Below are 22,156 nucleotides of genomic sequence, written 5' to 3'. Positions count from 1 at the left end.
TGGTCCTCACTCCCCGCCGCGCCGGACGGAGTTGCCCTGGAAGCTGGACTCCTCGTCCGGCTTGGGTTCGTCGAGGTCCAGCCGTCCGCTCTGGCCGTAGAAGGCGACCGGGTTGCGCCACAGCACCCGGTCCACGGTGTCGTCGTCGAACCCGGCGGCGAGCATGGCGTCCGCGGTCCTCCGGGTCTTGAGCGGGTCCGAACGGCCCCAGTCGGCGGCCGAGTTGACGAGGACGCGCTCGGTGCCGTGTTCCTGGAGGATGGTCACCATGCGGTCCTCGCTCATCTTGGTCCTCGGGTAGATCGAGAACCCGGCCCAGCAGCCGCTGTCGAGGACCATGCCGACGGTCAGTTCGTTGAGGTGGTCGAGGACGACGAGTTCGGGGGCGATGCCGGACTCCCGTACGACGTCCAGGGTCCGCCGGGTGCCGGTGGCCTTGTCACGGTGCGGGGTGTGCACCAGGGCGGGCAGTTCGTGCTCGATCGCGAGCTGGAGCTGGAGCGCGAGGGCCTCGTCCTCCTCGGGCGTCATGGAGTCGTAGCCGATCTCGCCGACCGCGACCACGCGGTCCTTGGCCAGGTAGCGGGGCAGTTCGTCCAGGACGGGCCGGCAGCGCGGGTCGTTGGCCTCCTTGGGGTTGAGGGCGATCGTGCAGAAGTGCTGGATGCCGAACTGGGCGGCCCGGTAGGGCTCCCAGCCGAGCAGCGCGTCGAAGTAGTCGTAGAAGCTCTCGGGCGAGGTGCGGGGCTGGCCCAGCCAGAACGCCGGCTCGACGACGGCGCGCACGCCGGCCGCGTGCATCGCCTCGTAGTCGTCGGTGGTGCGGGAGGTCATGTGGATGTGGGGGTCGAAGATGCGCACGGGCAGGCCTTTTCCTCGAGTGGTCGGTGAGCCGCGCCGACTGTGGCCGGGCGGGTGACGATGCGTGGAGGTGGCGATGGCGGTGGCGGACGGCCACGGTGACCTGCGGAGGCCGTGGGCGCGGGTTGCCCTGGCCTGGGGGAGGCCGTGGACGGGGGTCCCCCGGCTAGGGGGAGGCCGTGGTCCGGCGGAGTTCCGCCAGGGCACGTTCGGCGGCCTCTCGGCGCTCGGGTGCGGCGGCCCGCGTCTCGGCGGCGAGTCCGTCGGTGAGCCGGTCGGCGGCGGGGAAGGGGCGGACGACGGGCCAGATGTCCGTCGGCACGTCACGCCCCGCGGCGACCCGTTCGTGGGCGAAGTCGGCGAGCATGCGGGCGAGTTCGGCGTCGGCGCGGGCGGGGAGACCGTCGATCCGGTCCAGGGGGATCTCGTGGAACACGCACTTCAGCACGGCCTGCCGGTACTCGGCGTCCGGCAGCCGGGCCGCGCCGTACGGGCCGAGGGCGGCCTCGATGATGCCGCTGTCGTTGCCCCGCAGGGCTTCCCGGACGAGGGGCAGGGCGAGGTCGCCGAGGGGTTCCCGGGAGGCGTCGCCGCGGTCCGGGGCGGCGAGCAGCGGCAGGGCCCGCAGGACCGCCCGTTGTTCGGCCGGGTCGCCGTGGCGGTGCAGGCCGGCCAGTTCGTCGGCGAGCGGCTGTCCGCCCAGCGGCAGCGCGGTGAGCAGGACCGCGCGGGCGGCCTCGTCGACGGTCCAGCGCGCGTCCAGCCGGGCACGCCCGACGCGTCTTCGGGCGGCGGGGAACAGGGTGCGGACGGCTGCGGGGCGCTCGGTGACCCGGGCCTTCGCCTCGTCGAGCCAGGCGCGGGCGGGCGGATCCAGGGGGTGGCGGGCGAGGAGGGTTCGGGGGTCGGAGAGTTCGGCCGTCTCGGCGGGCGGCATTCCGGTGGAGACCATGACGGAACAACCTCCTGTGGGGGTGGAGGACGCGGGGGCGTCAGGACGTGCGGGGACGGACCGTCGCCGCGCGCAGGAAGTCGAGCGAGCGGCGGGCCACTTCGGGGGCGTCGAGGGAACCGCCCTGGATCTCCACGGAGACCAGTCCGCGGTGGTCGAGGTCCTGGAGGGCGGCGAGCACGGGCGGGAAGTCGATCTCGCCGGTGCCGAGTTCGAGATGCCGGTGGACGCCCCGCCGCATGTCCTCGATCTGCACGTTCAGCAGACGCGGGGCGGCGAGGCGGACGCACTCCAGGACGGTCCGCTCCTCGACGCAGTGGGCGTGCCCCACGTCGAAGGTGATCCCGAACAGCTCGTGCCCACCGACCAGTTCGGCGAGTTCGAGGCACCGCTCCACGGTGTCGACGAACATGTACGGCTCGGGTTCGAAGGCCAGCGAGACGCCGTACTCCTCCGCCGTCTCCAGGACGGTCTCGACGCCCGCCGCGAGCCGTTTCCACGCGTCCCGCTCCGGCAGACCGTCGCCCGGTGCGGGGCCGCTGCACAGGTGGACGGTGGGCGAGCCGAGCTCGGCGGCGATGCGTACGGCCCGTCGCAGCAGGTCGATCCTGCGTTCGGCGCCGTCCGCCATGAGGGTCGGATGATGCTTGCCCCAGGGGTCGAGGAGGTAGGGCGCGCCGGTCTCCACGGTGACGTCCAGTCCGTGCCGGGCCAGGTCCCGGGCGATCGCGGCCACCCGCCGGGGCAGGTCGTCCGCGTACGGGTCGAGGTGGCCGTGGTCGAGGGTGAGGGCGACGCCGTCGTAGCCGAGGTCGGCGAGGACCGCGAGGACATCGCCCAGCCGGTGGTTGGTGAAGCCGTTGGTGCCGTAGCCGAATCTGAGGGGGGTGGGGGGCGGGGTCATTCCGGCTTTCCTCCTGCGGAGGTCCGTGCTGTTCAGGTGGGGGATATGCGCCGGGCGAGCCGCCGCGCGAGGGGGTGTACGACGCCGAGGGCCGCCGCCGCTGCCGTGGCTCCGCTGCGTGCGGTCAACGCGGCCTGCAGCGGCATCAGCCCGAGGATCCCGGCCCCGACGGCCCGCCGTACGTTGTCGCCCGACGGTTCCCTCACGGCCCGGGCCTGAGCCGTTCCGTAGCTGCCGAGGTAGGCGAGGGCGCCCGCGGCCACCACGGCGGCCCGGACGGCGGCGGTGGTGCCCGCGCGCCCCTGAAGTCGCCCGGCGCGCCAGGCGACGGCGGTGCGGGCGGCCGGGAGCGCCGTGGCGAGGGCGGTCGTCGTGGAGGCGGCGAGGGTCGCGGCCGGCAGCCGGGCGGGGGCGCCCGAGATCTCGTGGCGGCTGAGGGCGGTCAGGGTGTAGGTGTGGGCGCCGACCAGCGCGGCGGGGACGGCGCCGCGCAGCAGGGCTGCACCGGTCCCGGTCGTGCGGTCCGGTCCGCCCCCGGCGGCCAACGCGCCCGCGAGGACGTCGAGGGCCCGCGCTGAGGCCATGGCGGCGGGGCCGGCCGGGGTGGACTTGAGCTTGAGGTCGTACGCCCAGACGGCGGCGGCCAGCGGAAGCGCTCCCATGAGGCTCCGGCGGCCCCCCGAGGCGGCGGCGAGCGCGAGGCCCCCGGCGGTCAGGGTGCCCGCGACGGCGAGCGCGGTGCGGCGCGGGATCCGGCCGGACGGGACGGGGCGCTCGGGGCGTTCGACCGCGTCGACCGTGGCGTCGGCGTAGTCGTTGAGGGCCATGCCGGCCCAGTAGAGGCAGACGGACGAACCCATCACGCCGACCGTCCGCGCGCCCAGCGGGTGCCCGGCTGCGGCGGCGCCCGCGAGCACGTCGCCCGGGACGCTCAACGCGGCCGGGGCGCGCACCAGTTGTGCGAGGTCGGCGAGGCCCACGCGAGGCCGCGGGCCGGAGCCCGCCCCCGCTCTCCGATCTTTCATGGCGGCAACTTACCCACGCGACTTGGACATTCACATGGAGAAAGCGTGAAGACCTTTGTCGATTCGTGATGTTGTCCGTGCTGCCGCTCGGCGCGCCGGTGAACTCAGGGTTCCTGCCGCAGCCTGCGCCACACCGCCTTGGCCGCGTTGTGGCCCGACATGCCGTGCACCCCGGGTCCCGGCGGGGTCGCCGAGGAGCAGATGAACACGGCCGGGTGCGGGGTGTCGTACGGGCGGAGCGAGAGCCTCGGGCGGAGCAGCAGTTGGAGGCCGGAGGCGGCGCCGCAGGCGATGTCGCCGCCCACGTAGTTCGCGTTGTGCGCGGCGAGTTCGGGCGGGCCCGCGGTGGCGCGGGCGAGCACGCGGTCGCGGAACCCCGGGGCGAAGCGCTCCAGTTGGCGCTCGACGGCGTCCGTCAGGTCTCCCGTCCAGCCGTTCGGGACGTGGCCGTAGGCCCAGAAGACGTGCTTGCCCTCGGGGGCCCGGCCGGGGTCCACCAGGCTGGGCTGGACGGTGATCAGGAAGGGCGGGTCGGGTGCGCGGTTCTGCCGGGAGGCCGCGTGCAGCGCCGCCCCGATCTCGGCCCTGCTCGCCCCGACCTGGACGGTGCCCGCGCGACGCGCCTCCTCGGCGGTCCAGGGCACGGGGCCGTCCAGGGCGTAGTCGAGCTTGAAGACGCTCGCGCCGTAGCGGTAGGCGTCGTAGTGGCCGCCGAAGCCCGCGATCCGGGCCAACGCGGTGGGTGAGGTGTCGAAGACGTAGGCGCGGGCGGGCGGCAGGTCGTCGAGCCGCTTGACCTCGTAGTCCGTGTGCAGGGTGCCGCCGAGGTCCACCAGATAGGCGGCGAGCGCGTCCGAGATGGCCTGTGAGCCGCCCCGGGCGACCGGCCAGCCGGCCGCGTGCGCCGCCAGGGCGAAGACCAGGCCGACGGCGCCGGTGGCGAGGCCGCCGAGCGGGGCGATGACATGGGCGACGAGTCCGGCGAACAGCGCCTTGGCCCGCTCGTCCTTGAAGCGGCGCATCAGCCAGGTCGACGGCGGCAGGCCGACGAGACCGAAGCGGGCGAGGGTGACCGGGTCGCGGGGCAGCGCGGACAGCGGCAGCGACATGAAGTCCCGGGCGAGCGTGTCCCACTTGGGCAGGAAGGGCTCGACCAGTCGGCGGTACGCGCCCGCGTCACGCGGTCCGAACGAGGCGGCCGTCTCCCCCACCGAGCGCGACAGCACGGCCGCCGAGCCGTCGAGGAAGGGGTGCGCCATCGGGAGGTCGGCGTGCAGCCACTCCAGGCCGTGGCGGTGGAGCGGCATCGCCCTGAACGCGGGCGAGTTGACGCCGAGCGGGTGGGCGGCCGAGCAGGGGTCGTGGTGGAACCCGGGCAGGGTCAGCTCCGCGGTGCGGGCGCCCCCTCCCACGGTGTCCTTCGCCTCGAACACGGCCACGGAGAACCCGCGCCGGGCCAGCTCCACGGCGGCCGTCAGGCCGTTCGGCCCCGCCCCCACCACCACCGCGTCGAGCATCGACGGCACGTCCGGACCCCTTCGTCGTCGGCCGATGACCACCGGGCCCCGCCACCGCAATCCCGCCGACGGCAAAACCCGCGCCAAAACCTGCGCTCAGGATATGCCGCACCACCGACGCCACCGATGACGGGTGGGCCGCGCCGACTCGGCTCGGGGGCCGCACGGATGTCGCCCGCCCTCGGCCCCGGCGACGACGGCGCGCGTCCCCGGTCCGACGGCGAGGACCCGCTCGCCCAGCCCGTGCGGCTCGCGGCTCGTGGGCCGGGCCGTGCTCATCGCGGCGCCGCGGCGCCCCTTCGCTCAGGCGCCGCCCGTCAGCAGACCCCGTACCCGGCGGGCCGTGGCCGCGTCCCGGGCCGTGGTGAAGGGCAGGGTGTTGCCGCCCGTGATGCGGAAGGGCTCGCCGGTCAGGGTGAGGTGGGCGCCGCCCGCCTCCTCGACCAGGAGGAGGCCCGCCGCGTGGTCCCAGGCCGCTTCCCAGCTGAAGGCGACCGCGTCCAAGTGACCCCTGGCGATGGCGAGATACTCCAGCCCGGCCGAGCCGCAGGCGCGTGGGGACACCCCGTCGGACCAGAGGCCGAGCAGGGCCCGCTTCTGCTCCTCCGTGGTGTAGTCCGGGTGGGAGGTGGCTATGTCGAGGTCACGGCCGGGGTCGGGCGACCCGGCACGCAGCGGCTCGCCGTCGAGCGTGGCCCCCTGCCCGCGGATCGCCACGGCGAGCGTGTCGAGGGCGGGCGCGTACGTCCAGGAGGCGAGCAGCACTCCGCCCCGGGCGAGGGCGACGAGGGTGCAGAACCCGGGCTCGCCGCGCACGAACTGCCGGGTGCCGTCCACCGGGTCGACGATCCAGACCGGTGCCTCCCCCTGGAGCGCCTCGTACGACGCGGGGTCGGCGTGCACCGCCTCCTCGCCGACCACGACCGAGCCGGGCAGCAGCTCGGAGAGCGCCTCCGTCAGATACAGCTCGGCCTTGCGGTCGGCGTCGGTCACCAGGTCGTGCGGGCCGCTCTTCTGGTCGACCTCGTGCGCGGCGAGCTGCCGGAAGCGCGGCATGATCTCCGTGGCGGCGGCCTTGCGGATCGCTTCCTCGACGTCCGAGGCGTGTCGGGCGAGAAACTCGTCGATGGTTTCGTTGGCTTCGATCATGCCCCCCATGACAGCACGCGGCACTGACAATCCCCACCCGTTCGGTGTATTCGGTAGGGAATCGCCGTGAATTCCCGGGGCGGACCGCCGCCGGTCGGAAGCCGGGGCTCGCCCCCGCTCAGCGCCCGACCGCGTACCCCTGCATGCCGCGCGGGTTCGCCGCCGCCGACAGCACCCCGGTCCGCGGGTCGCGTGCGACCGCGCACAGCCGGCCCTCGGACCACGCCTCGCCGACGACCACGTGATGGCCGCGCCGGCGCAGTTCCTCCACGACCGGCGGGGGCGTCCGGGACTCGACGGTGACGCTGCCGGGGCGCATGCCGCGCGGGTAGAAGGAGCCGGGGAAGCTGTCGTTGTGCCAGTTCGGGGCGTCGATCGCGCCCTGGAGGTCGAGCCCGCCGCGCACCCGTGGCCGGAGGGCGGCGGCGAGGAAGAAGTGCAGCTGCCACTGGTCCTGCTGGTCGCCGCCGGGCGTGCCGAAGGCCATGACGGGCACCCCGTCGCGCAGCGCCAGCGACGGGGTGAGCGTGGTGCGCGGGCGACGGCCCGGGGTGAGGGTGTTGGGCAGGCCCTCGTCCAGCCAGGCCATCTGCAGCCGGGTGCCGAGCGGGAAGCCCAGTTCGGGCACCACCGGGTTGGACTGCAGCCAGCCGCCGCTGGGCGTGGCCGCGACCATGTTGCCCCAGCGGTCGACGACGTCGAGGTGGCAGGTGTCGCCCCGGGTACCGCCGTCCGCCGCGACCTCCGGCTCCCCCGGCACCGGCGACCTGGGGCTCTTCGCCACGGTGGGCTCGCCCCCTCCCCCGAGGCCCTTGGCGACCGTGGGCTCGCCGACCCCCAGCGCGCTGAAGCCCGGTTCGTCGGTGGCCACCACGTGCGCGTGCGCGCTCAGTCGCGGGGTACGGCCGCCCGGGGCGCCCGGCAGCAGCTCGTACGACGCCGTGTCGCCGACGAGCGCCCGCCGCGCGGCGTTGTACTCGTCGGACAGCAGCTCGGCGAGCGGCACCGGCGCCGCGTCCCCGTACCAGGCCTCCCGGTCCGCCATGGCGAGCTTGCAGCCCTCGACGAGGAGGTGCACGTACTCGGCGGACCCGTACGGGGGCAGTTCGGGCGGCAGCAGGGCGAGTTGCTGGAGGAGGACGGGGCCCTGGCTCCAGGGGCCGGCCTTGCACAGGGTCCAGCCGTTCCAGTCGTACGTCGCCGGTGCCTCGTAGGTCGCGGACCAGGCGGCGAGGTCGGCCAGGGTGAGCGTGCCGGTGTGCCGTTCGCCGCTGGTGTCCAGGGTCGGCCGGCCGGCCTGGCGGACGAGGGCCTCGGCGACGAAGCCGGAGCGCCACACCGCGCGCGCCGCCTCGATCCGGGCCTCCCGGTCCCCGGCCCCCTCGACCTCGGCGAGCAGGCGCCGCCAGGTCGCGGCCAGGGCGGGGTTGCGGAACAGTTCGCCGGGCCGGGGCGCCCGTCCGTCCGGCAGGTACACCTCCGCCGAGGACAGCCACTCCTTCTCGAAGAGGTCCCGTACGGACTCGACGGTCGCCCCCACGTTCTCCACGGGCGCGTGTCCGTCCTCCGCGTAGCCGATGGCGTACTTCAGGACGTCGGCCAGGTCCTTGGTGCCGTGGTCGCGCAGGAGGAGCATCCACGCGTCGAACGCGCCCGGCACGGCGGCGGCCAGGGGGCCCGTGCCGGGGACGAGTTCCAGGCCCAGCCCCCGGTAGTGCGCGGCGGACGCCCCGGCGGGCGCCACGCCCTGTCCGCACAGCACCCGGACCTCCCCGCCGGCCGGGGCGAGGATGATCGGCACCTCGCCCGCCGGGCCGTTCAGGTGCGGTTCGACGACATGCAGGACGAAGCCCGCCGCCACGGCCGCGTCGAACGCGTTGCCGCCGTCCTCCAGCACGGCCATCGCCGACTGCGAGGCGAGCCAGTGCGTGGAGGACACCATGCCGAAGGTCCCCTGGAGCGTCGGGCGGGTGGTGAACACGGGCGGACTCCTCACTGCGCGACGGGCGTTCGGTGATCGTACGCAGCGGGCGACGCACCGCGTCTCAGCCGAGGCCGCCCTCCAGGTCTTCTCCCGGCCTCCGCCCCACCGTCAGCACATGTCCGCTCGCCCCCAGCAGCGTCGGCTCCGACTCGATACGACGGGTCGCCGCCAGCACGGCCTCCCGGCGCTCCAGGTCGTCCAGCCACTCCTCGATCCCGCCCATCAGCCAGGCGACGCCCTCGACGCCGTACTGCCCCTCGGGTACGAGCCCGGCCTCGGCGAACTCGCCCGGCACGTCGGCGGGATCGGCGAAGTAGGCGGTGGTGAAGTGCGGATCGGCCGACGAGTACCGGTGCCTGCCGTGGCCCGACACGGCGTCGGTGCGCTCGCGGCGCTCCGGGATGAAGTAGTTCCCCTGCATGAGGGTGTCGTTGAGCCCCGCGAAACGGTTGATGGTGGCCGCGACCACCACCCCGCCCGGCCGAACCGCCCGTCGGGCCTCGGCCAACGCCCGTACCCGGTCGGGGAGTTCGGGAAGGTGGTAGAGCGGCCCGAGGAACAGGACGACGTCGTACCCGGCGTCCTCGACGGGCAGCGCGCGGGCGTCCCCGAGGCGGGCGGTGACTCCGGGAAGCCGCCCGGACCGCTCCACGTGCAGCGGCACGGGATCGACGACCTCGACCTCGTACCCGTCCTCGGCCAGCCACTCGGCGTGGATCCCCGTGCCGCCACCGACGTCGAGCACGCGCGCGGGAGCCCCCGGCAGCAGCCGGCGCAGGAGGTCCTGGGTGCGCCAGAACTCCAGCCGACCGGCGCCCTGTCTGAGGCGGGTGAGCTCCCCTCCGCGCTCGTAGTAGGCGAGTATCTCCTCGGGCAGGGAAGGGAGTTGGGACTCGGTGTCGTACGGTGACCGGCTCATGGCACCAGGGTGCTGATCACCTCTGCGGACCCGCAACCGGTTAAGGACCCGGACACGTCAGAAGTCCGGGGCGAGCTGCGTCCACGCGGTCGTGCCGAGGCGGCCCGTGTTGCCGAGGTCGAGGCCGCCTTCGAGGGTGAGGACTTCGGCGGGGCGGCCGGGGAGCGGGGCGATGCGCAGGGCGGGGGCGTTGACGGCGGGCACGGCCACCTCGGTGACCGTGTTGCGCCAGACCAGGGTGGTCTCGGCGGACTCGCCGGGTTTCAGGGTGACGCGGTGCGGTCCGAAGTCGGGCACGGCGGTGGTGATGTGCCGGGCTCCCTCCAGGACGCGTACGTCGTCGTGAGCCTCGCCGTCCGCGTCGAGCAACTGGATGAAGGGGTACCCCTTGACGGTGTACGGCTTCTCGCCGCAGTTGGTGAGGGTCACGCCCACCACCCGCAGGCCCATCGCCGCGTCCACGAGGCCGGGCAGCATGCGCACACCGGAGGTCGGGCAGGCGGCTGTCGGGTCGGGCGGGGGGACAGCCCTCGTATCCGCTCCCAACTCCGCCTCCACCGCTTCGGAGGGCACCGGGAGCTCCAGCTCTCCGGGGGCTTCCGTCTCCGCCGACGAGGCCGCGGCGGAGGGCCCGGCACGGTCCGGGTCGAGCTCGCGGTCGAGTTCCCCGGAGAGTCCGCAGCCGGCGACGGCCAGGGTCAGCGCCGTGACCAGCAGGGCGCGGGAGGCCGTTCGGCCGCGTATCGGGATCATGGGCCGATCCTGACACGGACGGCACGCGGAAGCCGTGACTCCGCGTGGGACGCCGTGATTCCACGCGTACGGGACGCCGTGACTCCGCCCGCGGGACCCAGTCACCGGTTATGCACGGAGCGAGTTCGCACTTTCGTCCCACAGACAGTCGTGTGACACTTGCGTACCCCACCGACCGGCGGTACCGCCGCCTCGACCCCGAGAAGTGCGCTGTGCGTGATCTCCCTCTGCCGCTCGCCCTCACCGCGCGACTGATGCCGGTCGTCGTACTCGCCACCGCCGGCTGGGCGATGTCGTCCGGTCCGCTGTCGTCGAGCCCGGCCAAGGAGGACTCCGCGCAGGAAACCGCGTCGGGGCCCGTCTCGACCGACGAGTCCGCGCCGTCCACGGCGACGGTGACCAAGACGTACGAGAAGGCGCCCTCTCCCTGCTCCGGCGTCACGGAGAAAACGGTCAAATCGCTTGTCCCTGGGGCGAAGACGGCCGGCAAGGAGATCGCGTCGACCAACGAGTCCGTGCGCCGCACGTGTTCGTGGAACGCGCTCAAGGGCTTCGACTACCGCTGGCTGGACATCTCGTACGAGATTCAGCAATCGGACGAGAAGGCCGAAAGCGCCTACAGGACGCGCACCACGGAGAAGAGCGGCGGCGGCGCCGTGCCCGGTCTCGGCGACGAGGCCTACTCGGTGGTGAACCTCACCACCGAGGACAAGCAGCAGACCCGTGAGGGTGTGGTGTACGTCCGGCTGTCCAACGCTTTGGTGGTCGTCACCTACAACGGCAGCGACTTCGAGTCGCAGAAGGCGCCCGGCACGGACGAGATCAACAAGGGCGCCATCAAGGCCGCGAAGGAGGCGGCGGCCGTACTGGAGGACTCCGCGTAGGACGTCCTCCAGCAAGGCCACCGCCGCTCCGGTCACGGCCGGGAGAGATTATCGGCCGGGCAGATCACTGCCGGGTCGGGTCACGGCCGGGGCAGAGGGTCACCCGCTCCTTCGGTCCGGACCTTCTCCCGCTCGCCGGCCATCAGCACCACGTACAGCAGCATCGACGCGCCCAGGCCCACCGCCCAGCCGTAGTCGGCCAGCGGCTTGAGGAACGGGATCAGGCCGTCGTGCGGGAACGGCCCCGAGGACACGCCGTCCTCGGAGACGGTCGAGTACGAACCGCCGACCGCGAGGACACCGCCGACCACGAAGGCCGCTATGGCGCGCCAGTTCCAGCCGGAGGAGTACCAGTAGCGCCCGCCCGGCGTGTACAGGTCCGCCAGGTGCAGGACGGTACGGCGGACGATCCAGTAGTCGGCGATGAGGATGCCGGCGACGGTGCCGAGCAGACCGCCGACCACGCCGAGCCAGGTGAAGATGTAGAACTCGGGCGTGGAGATCAGCTTCCACGGGAAGATCAGGACGCCGACGACACCCGTGATGAGCGCGCCCGTACGGAAGTTGATGAGCTTCGGGGCGAGGTTCGCCAGGTCGTACGCCGGTGAGACCACGTTCGCCGCGATGTTCACGGAGATGGTGGCGACCAGCACGGTGATCAGGGCGAAGAGGAGCCCGAAGACGTTGTCGGCCTTGGCGGCCAGCGTGACCGGGTCCCAGATGGCCTCGCCGTAGACGACCTCGGAGCCGGAGGTGACCAGCACGGCGAGGATCGCGAAGAGCGTCATCGTGGTCGGCAGACCGAGGGACTGCCCCCAGGTCTGCGCCTTCTGACTGGCGCCGAACCGGGTGAAGTCAGGGATGTTCAGGGACAGAGTGGCCCAGAAGCCGATCATTCCCATCAACGAGGGGAAGAAGACCGGCCAGAAGTCGGGGCCCCAGCCGAGCTTGGAGGGCTGGTCGAGCAGGGCGCCGAAGCCGTCGGCCTTGACGGCGATCCAGATCAGCAGCACGAGCGCGCCGACGATCACGAACGGCGCCGCCCAGTTCTCGAAGTGCCGCAGGAAGTCCATGCCGCGGTAGATGATCGCTATCTGCAGCGCCCAGAAGAGGATGAAGCAGAGCCACAGCGGCCAGGGGTTGCCGGCGATCTTCCCCGCGTTCTCCCACTCACCGCCGGTGAGCTTGGAGCCGAGCGCGAATATCCCGGAGCCGCCGATCCAGGTCTGGATGCCGAACCAGCCGCAGGCCACGGCCGCCCGGATCATTGCCGGGATGTTGGCGCCCCGCAGACCGAAGGAGGCACGGGCCAGCACCGGGAAGGGGATGCCGTACTTGGGTCCGGCGTGCCCGGTGGCCAGCATCGGCAGCAGCACGATGACATTGGCCAGGGCGATGGTGAAGACGGCCTGTTTCCAGTCCATGCCGAGGGCGACCAGGCCGGAGGCCAGGGTCCAGCTGGGGATGCAGTGGGCCATGGAGATCCACAGGGCCGCGAAGTTGTACGTCGTCCACTTGCGCTCGGAGACGGGTACGGGGCGCAGGTCCTCGTTGGCGAAGGGGCTGTCGGCGGGGAAGGCCCCGGGCGCCAGCTCGATCCGCCCGGACGGGTCGGCGGACTGGGCTGTCGGCGACCCCGTGGGTGCTATGTCGGTCATGGGCAGGCCAATCAGGGGAGGCGGGACGGGAAGAAAGGCCGTGCGGAGGCCTTGGGCCCTGCCCTTCCGGGACGGCGGAAGGGCAGGAGACAAGGTGTGGGGGGTCGGGGAGGGAGGGTGGAGGAGTGGATCGGAGCGGTGGATTCCGGTCTAGCCGTTGACCGCCGGGATGACCGTCGAGCCGTACACGTCGATCACCCTCTCCTGGGCGTCGTGCATGTCGTAGACGGCGAACTGGTCCACGCCGAGCGCCCGCAGCGCGTTCAGCTTCTCGATGTGCATGGCGGGGGTGCCGATGACACAGAAGCGGTCCACGATCTCGTCGGGCACGAACTGGGTGTCGGGGTTGTCGGCGCGCCCGTGGTGGGAGTAGTCGTACCCCTCACGCGCCTTGATGTAGTCCGTCAGCTCCTCCGGTACGGCCGCGGAGTGCTCGCCGTACTTGGACACCAGGTCGGCGACATGGTTGCCGACCATCCCGCCGAACCAGCGGCACTGCTCCCGCGCGTGCGCCAGCGCCTCGGGCGAGTCGTCCTCGGTGACGTACGCGGGGGCGGCCACGCAGATCTTCACCTCGGACGGATCGCGCCCGGCGGCCACGGCCGCGTCCTTGACCGCCTTGACCATGTACTCGGTGAGGTAGAGGTCGGAGAGCTGGAGGATGAAGCCGTCGGCCTCCTCACCGGTCATCTTCAGGGCCTTGGGGCCGTACGCGGCCATCCAGACCGGGAGTTCGGCGCCCTCCTTGATCCAGGGGAACCGGATCACCGTGCCGCCGAGGTCGGCCTCTCCCCCGCTGCCCAGGGCGCGGATGACCTTCATCGCCTCGCTGATCCGGGCCAGCGTGTTGGGCTTGCGGCCCGCGACCCGCATCGCCGAGTCGCCGCGGCCGATGCCGCAGACCGTGCGGTTGCCGAACATGTCGTTGAGCGTGGCGAAGGTCGAGGCGGTGACCTCCCAGGTGCGGGTGCCCGGGTTGGTGACCATGGGGCCGACCGTCAGTTTCGTCGTGCTGGACAGGATCTGGCTGTAGATGACGAACGGCTCCTGCCAGAGGACGGCGGAGTCGAAGGTCCAGCCGTACGTGAAGCCGTTGTCCTCGGCGCGCTTCATCAGCTCGACGACGCGCGAGGCCGGGGGGTCGGTCTGCAGGACGAGTCCGAAGTCCATGTGCTCCGCTCCTAGTTGAGGTACTGACAGGTGGAGCGGGGGGTGTAGACACCGTGCCCCGCGTGCCCGGTGTACTCCCGCTCGGTGATGACGGGGACGCCGCGCGAGAGGACCGTCTCGACCCGGCCGGTGGTGCGCTTGCCCTCGTACGCCGAGTAGTCGACGTTCATGTGGTGCGTCTCCACGGACATGACCTGCTCGGCGTGCGGGTCGTAGATCACGATGTCGGCGTCCGCGCCCGGCGCGATCGTGCCCTTCTTCGGGTACATGCCGAACATGCGGGCCGGGGTCGCGCAGGCGATCTCGATCCAGCGGCGGCGGGAGATGTGCCCGTCGACGACCGCCTGGTGGAGGAGGTCCATCCGGTTCTCCACTCCGGGGAGACCGTTGGGGATCTTGGAGAAGTCGCCTCGGCCCAGTTCCTTCTGGCCGACGAAGCAGAAGGGGCAGTGGTCGGTGGAGACCACCTGGAGGTCGTTGGTGCGCAGCCCCTGCCACAGCTTGGCCTGGTGCTCGCGCGGCCGCAGGGGGGTGCTGCACACGTACTTGGAGCCCTCGAAGTCCGGCTCGGCGAGGTTGTCCGTGGAGAGGAACAGATACTGCGGGCACGTCTCGCCGAAGACCGGGAGCCCCTCGTCACGCGCGCGTGCCAGCTCGGCCACTGCCTCCATGGCCGAGACGTGCACGACGTACAGGGGGGCGCCGGCGACCTGGGCGAGCTTGATGGCGCGGTGGGTGGCCTCGGCTTCGAGCAGGGCCTTGCGGACCTCGCCGTGGTAGCGGGGGTCGGTCTCGCCGCGGGCCAGGGCCTGTTCGACGAGGACGTCGATCGCGATGCCGTTCTCCGCGTGCATCATGATCAGGCCGCCGTTCTCGGCGGAGCGCTGCATGGCGCGCAGGATCTGGCCGTCGTCGCTGTAGAAGACGCCCGGGTACGCCATGAACTGCTTGAAGGAGGTGACGCCCTCCTGCACCAGCAGGTCCATCTCCTTGAGCGTGTCCTGGTTCACGTCGGAGACGATCATGTGGAAGCCGTAGTCGATCGCGCAGTTGCCCTCCGCCTTGGCGTGCCAGGCGTCGAGGCCCTCGCGCAGGGTGTGGCCGACGCTCTGCACGGCGAAGTCGACGATCGTGGTCGTGCCGCCCCAGGCGGCGGCGCGGGTCCCGGTCTCGAAGGTGTCGGAGGCGAAGGTGCCGCCGAAGGGGAGTTCCATGTGGGTGTGGGCGTCCACGCCGCCCGGGATGACGTACTTGCCGGTGGCGTCGAGGGTGCGGTCCGCTGTCCAGGCGTCGGCGGTGGGGGTGCCGCTGGCGGCGAGGGCGACGACGCGGCCGTCCTCGATCAGGACATCGGCGTGGATCTCATCCGAGGCTGTGATGACGAGACCGCCGCGGATGACTGTACGGCCGCTCATTCGGTCACGCTCCGTTCGGTTGTCGGGACAGTGCCGGTCGTTCGTGGCTGGTCGCGCCCACGCGGCGGAGCCGCATATCAGGCGCTGCCCCGCGCCCCTTGAAGGCCCCTGCGGGGCCCTCGGGGGCGCGGGTCTAGCGTTGCTACGGCGCCGTCAGAGGGCCGTACGCGTCCGGGCGGCGGTCGCGGAAGAACTGCCAGCGGTCGCGGACCTCGCGGAGCTTGGCCAGGTCCAGGTCGCGGACGACGAGTTCGGTCTCCTTGTCGCTGGCCACCTCGCCGACGAACTGGGCCTCGGGGTCCACGAAGTAGGAGGTGCCGTAGAAGTCGTTGTCGCCGAGTTCCTCGACGCCGACCCGGTTGATGGCGCCGATGAAGTACTCGTTGGCGACGGCCGACGCCGGCTGCTCCAGCTGCCAGAGGTAGCGGGACAGGCCGCGCGAGGTGGCGGAGGGGTTGAAGACGATCTCGGCGCCGCCGAGGCCCAGCGCCCGCCAGCCCTCCGGGAAGTGCCGGTCGTAGCAGATGTAGACGCCGATCCGCCCCACGGCGGTGTCGAAGACGGGCCAGCCCGCGTTGCCGGGACGGAAGTAGAACTTCTCCCAGAATCCCGGGACTTGGGGGATGTGGTGCTTGCGGTACTTGCCGAGGTACTTGCCGTCCGCGTCGATCACGGCGGCGGTGTTGTAGAGGACGCCCGGCTGTTCCTCCTCGTACATCGGCAGCACGAGGACCAGGCCGAGTTCCTTGGCGAGTGCCTGGAAGCGCTTGACGATGGGGCCGTCGGGGATCGCTTCGGCGTACTCGTAGAACGCCTTGTCCTGGACCTGGCAGAAGTAGGGCCCGTAGAACAGCTCCTGGAAGCACATGACCTGGGCACCCTGCGCGGCGGCGTCGCGGGCCGCCTGCTCGTGGACCTGGATCATCGACTCCTTGTCGCCGGTCCAGGCCGTCTGGAAGATGGCTGCGCGGATGACTCTGCTCATCGGGACCTCCGGTCACTCGGTGTGCAGCGAGCGTAGGAAGCCCGGAGATCGGGTTTGAGTTGCACGGTGTCACGTCTGCGGGCGTTCTCCGTTCCACCGTGTCACCTCTTCGTGGGCGCATGTTTCACCGCTGTTTTCGCAGGTCCCGGCATGTTTCAGCCCTGTTGCGCGTCGTGGGCGAGGAGGGCGATGTGGACGGAGGCGGCCTGTTCGAAGTCGTCGAGGTCCACCCCGAGGCGGGCCTCTATGGCCTCCAGCCGCCGATACAGCGCGGGCCTGCTGACGTGGTGCAGCTGGGCGGTGTGCGACTTGTTGCGGCCGGTCGCCAGATAGGTCCGCAGGACGGGCAGCAGATCCTGCTCGGCGTGCCCGTCGCCGCACAGCAGTCCGTCCAACTCCCGCTCGGCGAAGGCCTGGACGTGCGGATCGTCGCGCAACAGCCGGATCAGGCCCCGTAGATGGACGTCGCGGAGGCGTACGACGACGGGGAGGTCGAGACCGGTCGTGGCGGACTGGGCGACGGCGTCCGCCACGTGCCGTGCCTCCCGCAGTCCGCCCGGCACGTCCTCCCACGTGGTCCGCGCCTCGGCGGCGGCCACGACCGTCCGGCCCACCCCCGACTCGGACCGCAGCCGGGTCGCGAAGTGCGCGGTGAGCGCGGTCGCGTCCTGGTCCCGGGCCAGGCTGAGAAGCACGGCGGTGGCCCCCTCCGCCAGTTCGGCGACCAGCCCCGGCAGTCCCAACATCCGCAGGACACGGTCGAGTTGGGCGGGGTCACCGTCGCGTACGACGAGCGGCACGAAGGTACGGCGGTTGACGGGCAGCCCCGCCGCCCGCGCCCTCGGCAGCAGTTGACGGGCCGGTACGACGCCGGAGACGAGGTCCGTCAGGAGGCTCTGCGCGGACTGCTCCTCCCAGGAGTGCGCCGCGCCCCCGAGCATGCGGTGCAGGACGAGCGCCTCGGCGGCCCGGTCGGCGAGCAGCCGTCCGGTGGCGGTGTCGCCCCGGTAGCCGCACAGCACGATCTGACCCCAGCGCTCCCCGCGTCCGCCCAGCTCGGCCCGGACCCAGCCGTCGCCCTGGGTGCCGCCCGCCTGGCGGGAGATGCGTTCCCAGTCGCGCAGCACGTCGTCGACCGCGGACCGCTCCCCCGCCGTGGCGAGGACGCGGTGGGCGAGGTTGGTGACGACGAGCGGACAGCCCGCGTGGTGGGCGATCTCGTCGAGGAGCCGTTGCAGCGGGGCACCGGCGGTGATGAGCCCGGTCAGGGCGGTGCGGACGGCCTCGGACAGGCTCACGGCGGCGAACTTCCTTCGCACGAGCCGGGACTGGACCTCTTCGGTCAGTTCGGCGAAGGGGGACGGCCGGTGCAGCACCACCATGGGCAGTCCGCACCGCTCGGCCGCCCGCCGCATCACGTCGGGCGGCGTCGGGAAGGCCCGGCCGAGGCCGAGGACGACCGCGGCGGCCTCGGCCCGGTAGAGCGAGCGGATGTACTCGGCCTGGGCCTCCTCGTCGCCGGCGAGCAGGACCCCGGTGGTGAGGACCATCTCGCCGCCGCTGAGCATCACGCCCACGTCGGGCGCCTCGGCCACGTGCACCCAGCGCACGGGCCGGTCGAGCTGACCGGCCCCGGCCACCACCTCGGGCTCCCCGGCGAGGACCCGGTCCAGGGCGAGGACCTGGCGTACCGACAGGGCGGGTTCCGGAGCGGTGGCCGAGGTGGTGGTCATGGCGGTGTTCCTCAGATCTGTTCCTCTGGTGCTACTGGATGCTCCTCAGAGCCCGTTCGAGGGCTTCGGCGCCCTCCTCGGCCTCGGCGACGGTCAGCGACAGCGGGGGCGCGATCCGCAGCGCGCTGGTGTTGTGGCCGCCGCCCTTGCCGATCAGCAGGCCCTCCCGGCGGGCGGCTTCGAGGACCGCCGACGCGGCCTCGGGGTTGGCCTCGTCGGTGCCGGGCTTCACCAGCTCGATGCCGATCATGAGGCCCCGGCCGCGCACCTCCTTCACCGCCGGGATCTGCGCGGTGATCGCCCGCAGCCGCTCGATGAGCAGCCCGCCGACGCGGCGCGCGTTGCCCTGGAGGTCGTGCTCGACCAGGTAGTTCAGGTTGGCGAGGCCGGCTGCCATGGTGATCTGGGTGCCGCCGAAGGTCGAGATCGAGTTGCTGTCCAAACAGTTCATGACCTCGGACCGGGCGACGACACCGCCGATGGACATGCCGTTGCCGATGCCCTTGGCGAAGGTGAGGATGTCCGGCGGCCCGTTCTGCCCGTGCGCCTGCCAGCCCCAGAAGTTGTCGCCGGTGCGGCCCCAGCCGGTCTGCACCTCGTCGGCGATCCACAGCACGCCGTGTCGCTGCAGCACCTCGCGGAACGCGGCGTACAGCCCGTCGGGCGGTGAGGTGAAGCCGCCGACCCCCTGGATCGGTTCGGCGATCAACGCGGCCGGCGGACGGCCGTGGCCGAGCAGGTCCTCCAGGTCGGCGACGCAGGCGGTGATGAAGTCGGCGTCGCTGAGGTCCGCGTACGGGCCCCGGGTCCGGACACCGCCGTGCACGTACAGCGTCTGCAGCGGGGAGAGGGAGGTCGGGGACCAGCCCTTGTTGCCGGTGATGCCGACCGCGCTGAAGGAGCGGCCGTGGTAGCTGTTGCGCATCGCCAGGATCTGGTTGCTGCGCCGGTACGTCGTGGCCAGCATCAACGCGGTGTCGTTGGCCTCGGTGCCGGAGGTGGTGAAGAAGACGCGGGCGTCCGGGATGCCGGACATCTGCGCGATCCGCTCGGCGAGTTCGACCATCGGGCGGTTGAGGTAGAGCGTGGAGGAGTGGATGATCCGCCCGGCCTGCTCGCTCACCGCCTTGGTGACCTCGGGGAGCGCGTGCGCCGTCATCGTGGTGAGGATGCCGCCGAAGAAGTCGAGGTACTTCGTGCCGGCGGCGTCCCAGACGTGGCGGCCCTCGCCGTGGGTGATCTCCAGCGGGTCCGCGTAGTAGAGCGCGAGCCAGTCGGGCAGTACGGCCTTGTGGCGTCCGAGCAGTTCGTCGGTCACGGCTGCACCACTCCTTTCACTGCGGTACGGGTTCTGCGGGTGTCACGGCTGTACGTGCCCACGTCAGGGCGGTACGAGTCCTTCCCGGGCGATCACGGCCGCACGAGCCCCTCGTACGCGTCGGGTCGGCGGTCCCGGTAGAACGCCCACTGCTGACGTACCGCCTCGACCAGGTCGAAGTCGAGGTCCCGTACGACGAGTTCCTCGTCCTGGTCGCTGGCGACCTCGCCGACGAACTGGCCGCGCGGGTCGACGAAGTAGGAGGTGCCGTAGAAGTCGTTGTCCCCGTACTCCTCGACGCCCACCCGGTTGATCGCGGCGACGAAGTACTCGTTGGCGACGGCCGCCGCCGGCTGCTCCAGCTGCCACAGGTGGGAGGACAGACCCCGGTGCGTGGCGGAGGGGTTGTAGACGAGCTGGGCGCCGTTCAGGCCGAGCTGGCGCCAGCCCTCCGGGAAGTGGCGGTCGTAGCAGATGTAGACGCCGACCTTGCCGACGGCCGTCTCGAAGACCGGCCAGCCGAGGTTCCCCGGCTTGAAGTAGTACTTCTCCCAGAACCCCTTGACCTGGGGGATGTGGTGCTTGCGGTACTTGCCGAGGTAGGTGCCGTCGGCGTCGATGACGGCCGCGGTGTTGTAGTAGAACCCGGACTGCTCGACCTCGAAGACCGGGACGACGATCACCATGCCGGTCTCGCGGGCCAGCTCCCGCATCCGGGTCACCGTCGGGCCGTCGGGGACGGGTTCCGCCCAGGCGTAGTGCTCGGGTTCCTGGACCTGGCAGAAGTAGGGCGCGTTGAAGACTTCCTGGAAGCCGATCACCTTCGCGCCCTGCCGGGCCGCCTCGCGGGCGTGCTCGATGTGCTTGTCGACCATGGACGCGGTGTCGCCGGTCCAGGTCGCCTGGACCAGGGCGGCGCGTACGACGTTGGCCATGTCAGGTGCTCCTTCGACAGGGACCTCAGCGAGCCTCTACGCCCGTAGGGGCTTGAAACTAAGCCCCGTCGACGGGCTGGGCAAGACCATCGTCGTCAACCGGCCGAGTCGATCTCGTTTCGCACTCCAGTGGGCGATTACACCCGCGTTTCGCACCTGGAACCGGTCGTACGACCGCCCGCGGGGCCGGGCCGGCGACGGGTGGGGCGGGGGTGCCGGGTGGGGTCGGGCGGTGGCGGGTGGGGTCGGGCGGTGGCGGGCGGGGTCAGGTGAGGCCCTGGACCCGCAGGGCGTGGGCGACGTCCCGGTGGCGGTCCTCCGAGACACCGCGCGCCGCCGCCAGGACGAGGGGCGCGAGTCGCCGGGGGTCGGCCTCCGCGCTGCGGGCCGCCTCCTCCGGCGTACGCACGCGCACGTACACATCGAGCAGCGCACGCGCCTCCCGTACGCGCCCCTCCGCGACGAATCCGAGCACCGCCTCGCCGATCTCCTCGGCGGGCCGCGTGACACCCTGCCGCAGCATCTGCTCCCCGTCCGCCGCGCGACCGACCGCGTTGAGGGCGTCGGCGACCGCGACCAGCCGGTCGGCGGGCAACGAGCCGGCCTCCCACAGCAGGGTCGCCCAGTCGGCGCCCAGCCCGGCGCGGTGCAACTCGGCCGCGAGCAGCGGGAAACGGGCGGCGGGCCCGTGCGCGACCTCCACGAGGAGAGCGTGCGCCTCCCCGCTGCGGCTCTCGCGGCGCAGCCGCACCAGCCGCTCCACGGTTCCGGCGACCTCCCGCCGCGCCTCGTCGTCCAGCGCCTCCCGCGCCTGCGGTTGCTTGGGCGCCGCCGCCTGGGCCTGCTCCGCGACCCCGGCGTACCGGGCACCCCGAGGGGCACGCCCCTTGCGACCCCCGCTCGGCGCGGCCTGGGGTACGGCCACGGGCGCCGCCTCCTCGGCCTCCGCCGCCCCGGCGAACCGGGCACTCCCTCGGGGACGGCGCTTGGAACGCTGTTTGGCCGGAGCGGGGGCGGGGGCAGCGGACTCCGGAGCGTGCCCCCCAGGGTCGGGGGCGGGTGCCGGCGCGGGGCGGCGGTCGTCGGCTCCGCCGCCGGCGGCTCCGGGGGCGCCGTTCCAGGAGTGCGTGGAAGCGTCGGGGGCTCGTTCGGGTTCGCCGGAGCCCTGGAAGGCGCCCGCGTGGCCGTCACGCCGGGCCTCGCGCGCCCCTTCGCCGCCGGGTCGATCCGTGTACGTACGGGCGGGGTCGAAGCCGTCCGTGTGCGTGCGCGGGGCGGGGCGGGTCCCCTGATGCTCCGGGCGTCCCCCCGCCTCGGGCACGCTGCGTACGTCCCCGACGGCATCCCCCACGACGCGCGAAGCGCCCCGCACGGGGTGGTGCGGGGCGCGGAGGTCGGCGTCTGCGATGCGGGTGCGCAGTTCCGTGCAGCGGGCGGTGGCGCGCTCGTGGTCGTCGTGGGCCCAGGCCAGGTCCAGTCGGAGGGAGTCGGCCTCCTCCTGGCTGGTGGCGGCCTGGAGCCTGCGGGTCAGTTCGGCGGTGCGATCGGCGGCGTAGCGCTGTTCGCGGAGCATGACGTCGAGCCGGTCGCCGAGGGCGTCACGGCCGCCGGGCCGGGAGTCGTACGCGGCGAGCGAGGCGCGGTGCAGCGCACGGGCCCGCTCGGTCTCCTGGGCCGCCGCGGCGGGTCCGTACGCGGTGTGGAGGTCGTGCATGAGCGCTTCCACGACGTCCCAGGGCGGCACCTCCAGACCGTCCAGGCAGGCGCGCATGCCTTCGGGATCACGCTGCCAGAAGACGGCGCACCAGCCGCCGCCCTGGTCGAGCTTGCTCATCAGCTTGTTCAGGTATCCCGCGAACTCCCGCACCTGACCCGGGAGTTGATCCACAGCCATCGCATGCTCCCCGGCCGACTGGAGTGCTCCGGTCCGCAAGAAAACACCAGTTGTGTTACAGACGGGCTACGTGAAGTTTTCAGAGCGGACGCAGTGTCGC

18 protein-coding genes are annotated in these 22,156 nt (G+C 72.4%); 1 reads left to right on the top strand and 17 read right to left on the bottom strand.

Going from position 1 to position 22,156, the window contains the following annotated elements; genetic code table 11:
• Positions 1-6: 6 nt before the first annotated feature.
• The 9 genes from L3078_RS37425 to L3078_RS37385 form a co-directional block, all read right to left on the bottom strand.
• A complete protein-coding gene (locus L3078_RS37425) occupies positions 7-861 on the bottom strand; it encodes a TatD family hydrolase (protein ID WP_239758451.1) in 855 nt (284 codons plus the stop codon).
• 166 nt (positions 862-1,027) lie between these two features.
• Positions 1,028-1,813: an EboA domain-containing protein gene (locus tag L3078_RS37420; RefSeq protein ID WP_239758449.1), complete on the bottom strand. Its 786-nt coding sequence runs from the start codon at positions 1,811-1,813 to the stop codon at positions 1,028-1,030.
• A gap of 40 nt (positions 1,814-1,853) precedes the next feature.
• Positions 1,854-2,717 (bottom strand): sugar phosphate isomerase/epimerase family protein, encoded by an 864-nt coding sequence (locus L3078_RS37415; RefSeq protein ID WP_239758447.1) that lies wholly within the window; start codon positions 2,715-2,717, stop codon positions 1,854-1,856.
• A gap of 32 nt (positions 2,718-2,749) precedes the next feature.
• Positions 2,750-3,742: an SCO3242 family prenyltransferase gene (locus L3078_RS37410; RefSeq protein ID WP_239758445.1), complete on the bottom strand. Its 993-nt coding sequence runs from the start codon at positions 3,740-3,742 to the stop codon at positions 2,750-2,752.
• Between the two features lie 104 nt (positions 3,743-3,846).
• Positions 3,847-5,259 (bottom strand): phytoene desaturase family protein, encoded by a 1,413-nt coding sequence (locus L3078_RS37405; RefSeq protein WP_239760623.1) that lies wholly within the window; start codon positions 5,257-5,259, stop codon positions 3,847-3,849.
• A gap of 303 nt (positions 5,260-5,562) precedes the next feature.
• Positions 5,563-6,408: an inositol monophosphatase family protein gene (locus L3078_RS37400; protein ID WP_239758443.1), complete on the bottom strand. Its 846-nt coding sequence runs from the start codon at positions 6,406-6,408 to the stop codon at positions 5,563-5,565.
• Between the two features lie 118 nt (positions 6,409-6,526).
• Complete coding sequence (locus L3078_RS37395) at positions 6,527-8,389, bottom strand: gamma-glutamyltransferase family protein (RefSeq protein ID WP_239758441.1); 1,863 nt, start codon at positions 8,387-8,389, stop codon at positions 6,527-6,529.
• A gap of 64 nt (positions 8,390-8,453) precedes the next feature.
• Positions 8,454-9,311: a class I SAM-dependent methyltransferase gene (locus L3078_RS37390; RefSeq protein ID WP_239758439.1), complete on the bottom strand. Its 858-nt coding sequence runs from the start codon at positions 9,309-9,311 to the stop codon at positions 8,454-8,456.
• A gap of 57 nt (positions 9,312-9,368) precedes the next feature.
• Positions 9,369-10,064 (bottom strand): DUF4232 domain-containing protein, encoded by a 696-nt coding sequence (locus L3078_RS37385; RefSeq protein WP_239758437.1) that lies wholly within the window; start codon positions 10,062-10,064, stop codon positions 9,369-9,371.
• A 212-nt stretch (positions 10,065-10,276) separates the two neighbouring features.
• Between L3078_RS37385 and L3078_RS37380 the strand changes: the two genes are divergently transcribed.
• Positions 10,277-10,948 (top strand): hypothetical protein, encoded by a 672-nt coding sequence (locus tag L3078_RS37380; protein ID WP_239758435.1) that lies wholly within the window; start codon positions 10,277-10,279, stop codon positions 10,946-10,948.
• Between the two features lie 80 nt (positions 10,949-11,028).
• Here L3078_RS37380 and L3078_RS37375 read toward each other — a convergent pair whose 3' ends face one another.
• The 8 genes from L3078_RS37375 to L3078_RS37340 all read right to left on the bottom strand — a co-directional run bounded on the left by L3078_RS37375 (position 11,029) and on the right by L3078_RS37340 (position 22,056).
• Complete coding sequence (locus L3078_RS37375; RefSeq protein WP_239758433.1) at positions 11,029-12,606, bottom strand: NCS1 family nucleobase:cation symporter-1; 1,578 nt, start codon at positions 12,604-12,606, stop codon at positions 11,029-11,031.
• A 150-nt stretch (positions 12,607-12,756) separates the two neighbouring features.
• Complete coding sequence (locus L3078_RS37370; protein WP_239758431.1) at positions 12,757-13,776, bottom strand: TIGR03842 family LLM class F420-dependent oxidoreductase; 1,020 nt, start codon at positions 13,774-13,776, stop codon at positions 12,757-12,759.
• Between the two features lie 11 nt (positions 13,777-13,787).
• Positions 13,788-15,191 (bottom strand): dihydropyrimidinase, encoded by a 1,404-nt coding sequence (gene hydA, locus L3078_RS37365; protein WP_239758429.1) that lies wholly within the window; start codon positions 15,189-15,191, stop codon positions 13,788-13,790.
• A 142-nt stretch (positions 15,192-15,333) separates the two neighbouring features.
• Positions 15,334-16,176 carry a nitrilase-related carbon-nitrogen hydrolase gene (locus L3078_RS37360; protein WP_045556521.1) on the bottom strand — a complete coding sequence of 281 codons (843 nt, stop codon included), beginning with the start codon at positions 16,174-16,176 and terminating at the stop codon, positions 15,334-15,336.
• Positions 16,177-16,331: 155 nt separating this feature from the next.
• Entirely contained in the window at positions 16,332-17,909 is a 1,578-nt protein-coding gene (locus tag L3078_RS37355) for a PucR family transcriptional regulator (protein ID WP_239758427.1), read from the bottom strand.
• 31 nt (positions 17,910-17,940) lie between these two features.
• Entirely contained in the window at positions 17,941-19,227 is a 1,287-nt protein-coding gene (locus L3078_RS37350; protein ID WP_239758425.1) for an aspartate aminotransferase family protein, read from the bottom strand.
• 92 nt (positions 19,228-19,319) lie between these two features.
• The gene (locus tag L3078_RS37345) at positions 19,320-20,162 is read right to left on the bottom strand and encodes a nitrilase-related carbon-nitrogen hydrolase (RefSeq protein WP_239758424.1); all 843 of its coding nucleotides are present in this window, start codon (positions 20,160-20,162) and stop codon (positions 19,320-19,322) included.
• 265 nt (positions 20,163-20,427) lie between these two features.
• Positions 20,428-22,056, bottom strand: a complete 1,629-nt coding sequence (locus tag L3078_RS37340) for a hypothetical protein (RefSeq protein WP_239758422.1) — start codon at positions 22,054-22,056, stop codon at positions 20,428-20,430.
• Between the last annotated feature and the right edge of the window lie 100 nt (positions 22,057-22,156).

Source organism: Streptomyces deccanensis (assembly GCF_022385335.1).
Lineage (GTDB): Bacteria > Actinomycetota > Actinomycetes > Streptomycetales > Streptomycetaceae > Streptomyces > Streptomyces deccanensis.
This window is presented reverse-complemented; position numbering and strand designations above follow the sequence as displayed.

What these genes read in the sequence shown, in the direction of transcription:
- L3078_RS37385 (WP_239758437.1), bottom strand. Translation starts at nt 10,064, where the DNA reads ATGATCCCGATACGCGGCCGAACGGCCTCCCGCGCCCTGCTGGTCACG.
- L3078_RS37415 (WP_239758447.1), bottom strand. Translation starts at nt 2,717, where the DNA reads ATGACCCCGCCCCCCACCCCCCTCAGATTCGGCTACGGCACCAACGGC.
- L3078_RS37400 (WP_239758443.1), bottom strand. Translation starts at nt 6,408, where the DNA reads ATGATCGAAGCCAACGAAACCATCGACGAGTTTCTCGCCCGACACGCC.
- L3078_RS37360 (WP_045556521.1), bottom strand. Translation starts at nt 16,176, where the DNA reads ATGAGCAGAGTCATCCGCGCAGCCATCTTCCAGACGGCCTGGACCGGC.
- L3078_RS37420 (WP_239758449.1), bottom strand. Translation starts at nt 1,813, where the DNA reads ATGGTCTCCACCGGAATGCCGCCCGCCGAGACGGCCGAACTCTCCGAC.
- L3078_RS37345 (WP_239758424.1), bottom strand. Translation starts at nt 20,162, where the DNA reads ATGGCCAACGTCGTACGCGCCGCCCTGGTCCAGGCGACCTGGACCGGC.
- L3078_RS37355 (WP_239758427.1), bottom strand. Translation starts at nt 17,909, where the DNA reads ATGACCACCACCTCGGCCACCGCTCCGGAACCCGCCCTGTCGGTACGC.
- L3078_RS37390 (WP_239758439.1), bottom strand. Translation starts at nt 9,311, where the DNA reads ATGAGCCGGTCACCGTACGACACCGAGTCCCAACTCCCTTCCCTGCCC.
- L3078_RS37340 (WP_239758422.1), bottom strand. Translation starts at nt 22,056, where the DNA reads ATGGCTGTGGATCAACTCCCGGGTCAGGTGCGGGAGTTCGCGGGATAC.
- L3078_RS37410 (WP_239758445.1), bottom strand. Translation starts at nt 3,742, where the DNA reads ATGAAAGATCGGAGAGCGGGGGCGGGCTCCGGCCCGCGGCCTCGCGTG.
- hydA (WP_239758429.1), bottom strand. Translation starts at nt 15,191, where the DNA reads ATGAGCGGCCGTACAGTCATCCGCGGCGGTCTCGTCATCACAGCCTCG.
- L3078_RS37375 (WP_239758433.1), bottom strand. Translation starts at nt 12,606, where the DNA reads ATGACCGACATAGCACCCACGGGGTCGCCGACAGCCCAGTCCGCCGAC.
- L3078_RS37405 (WP_239760623.1), bottom strand. Translation starts at nt 5,259, where the DNA reads ATGCTCGACGCGGTGGTGGTGGGGGCGGGGCCGAACGGCCTGACGGCC.
- L3078_RS37370 (WP_239758431.1), bottom strand. Translation starts at nt 13,776, where the DNA reads ATGGACTTCGGACTCGTCCTGCAGACCGACCCCCCGGCCTCGCGCGTC.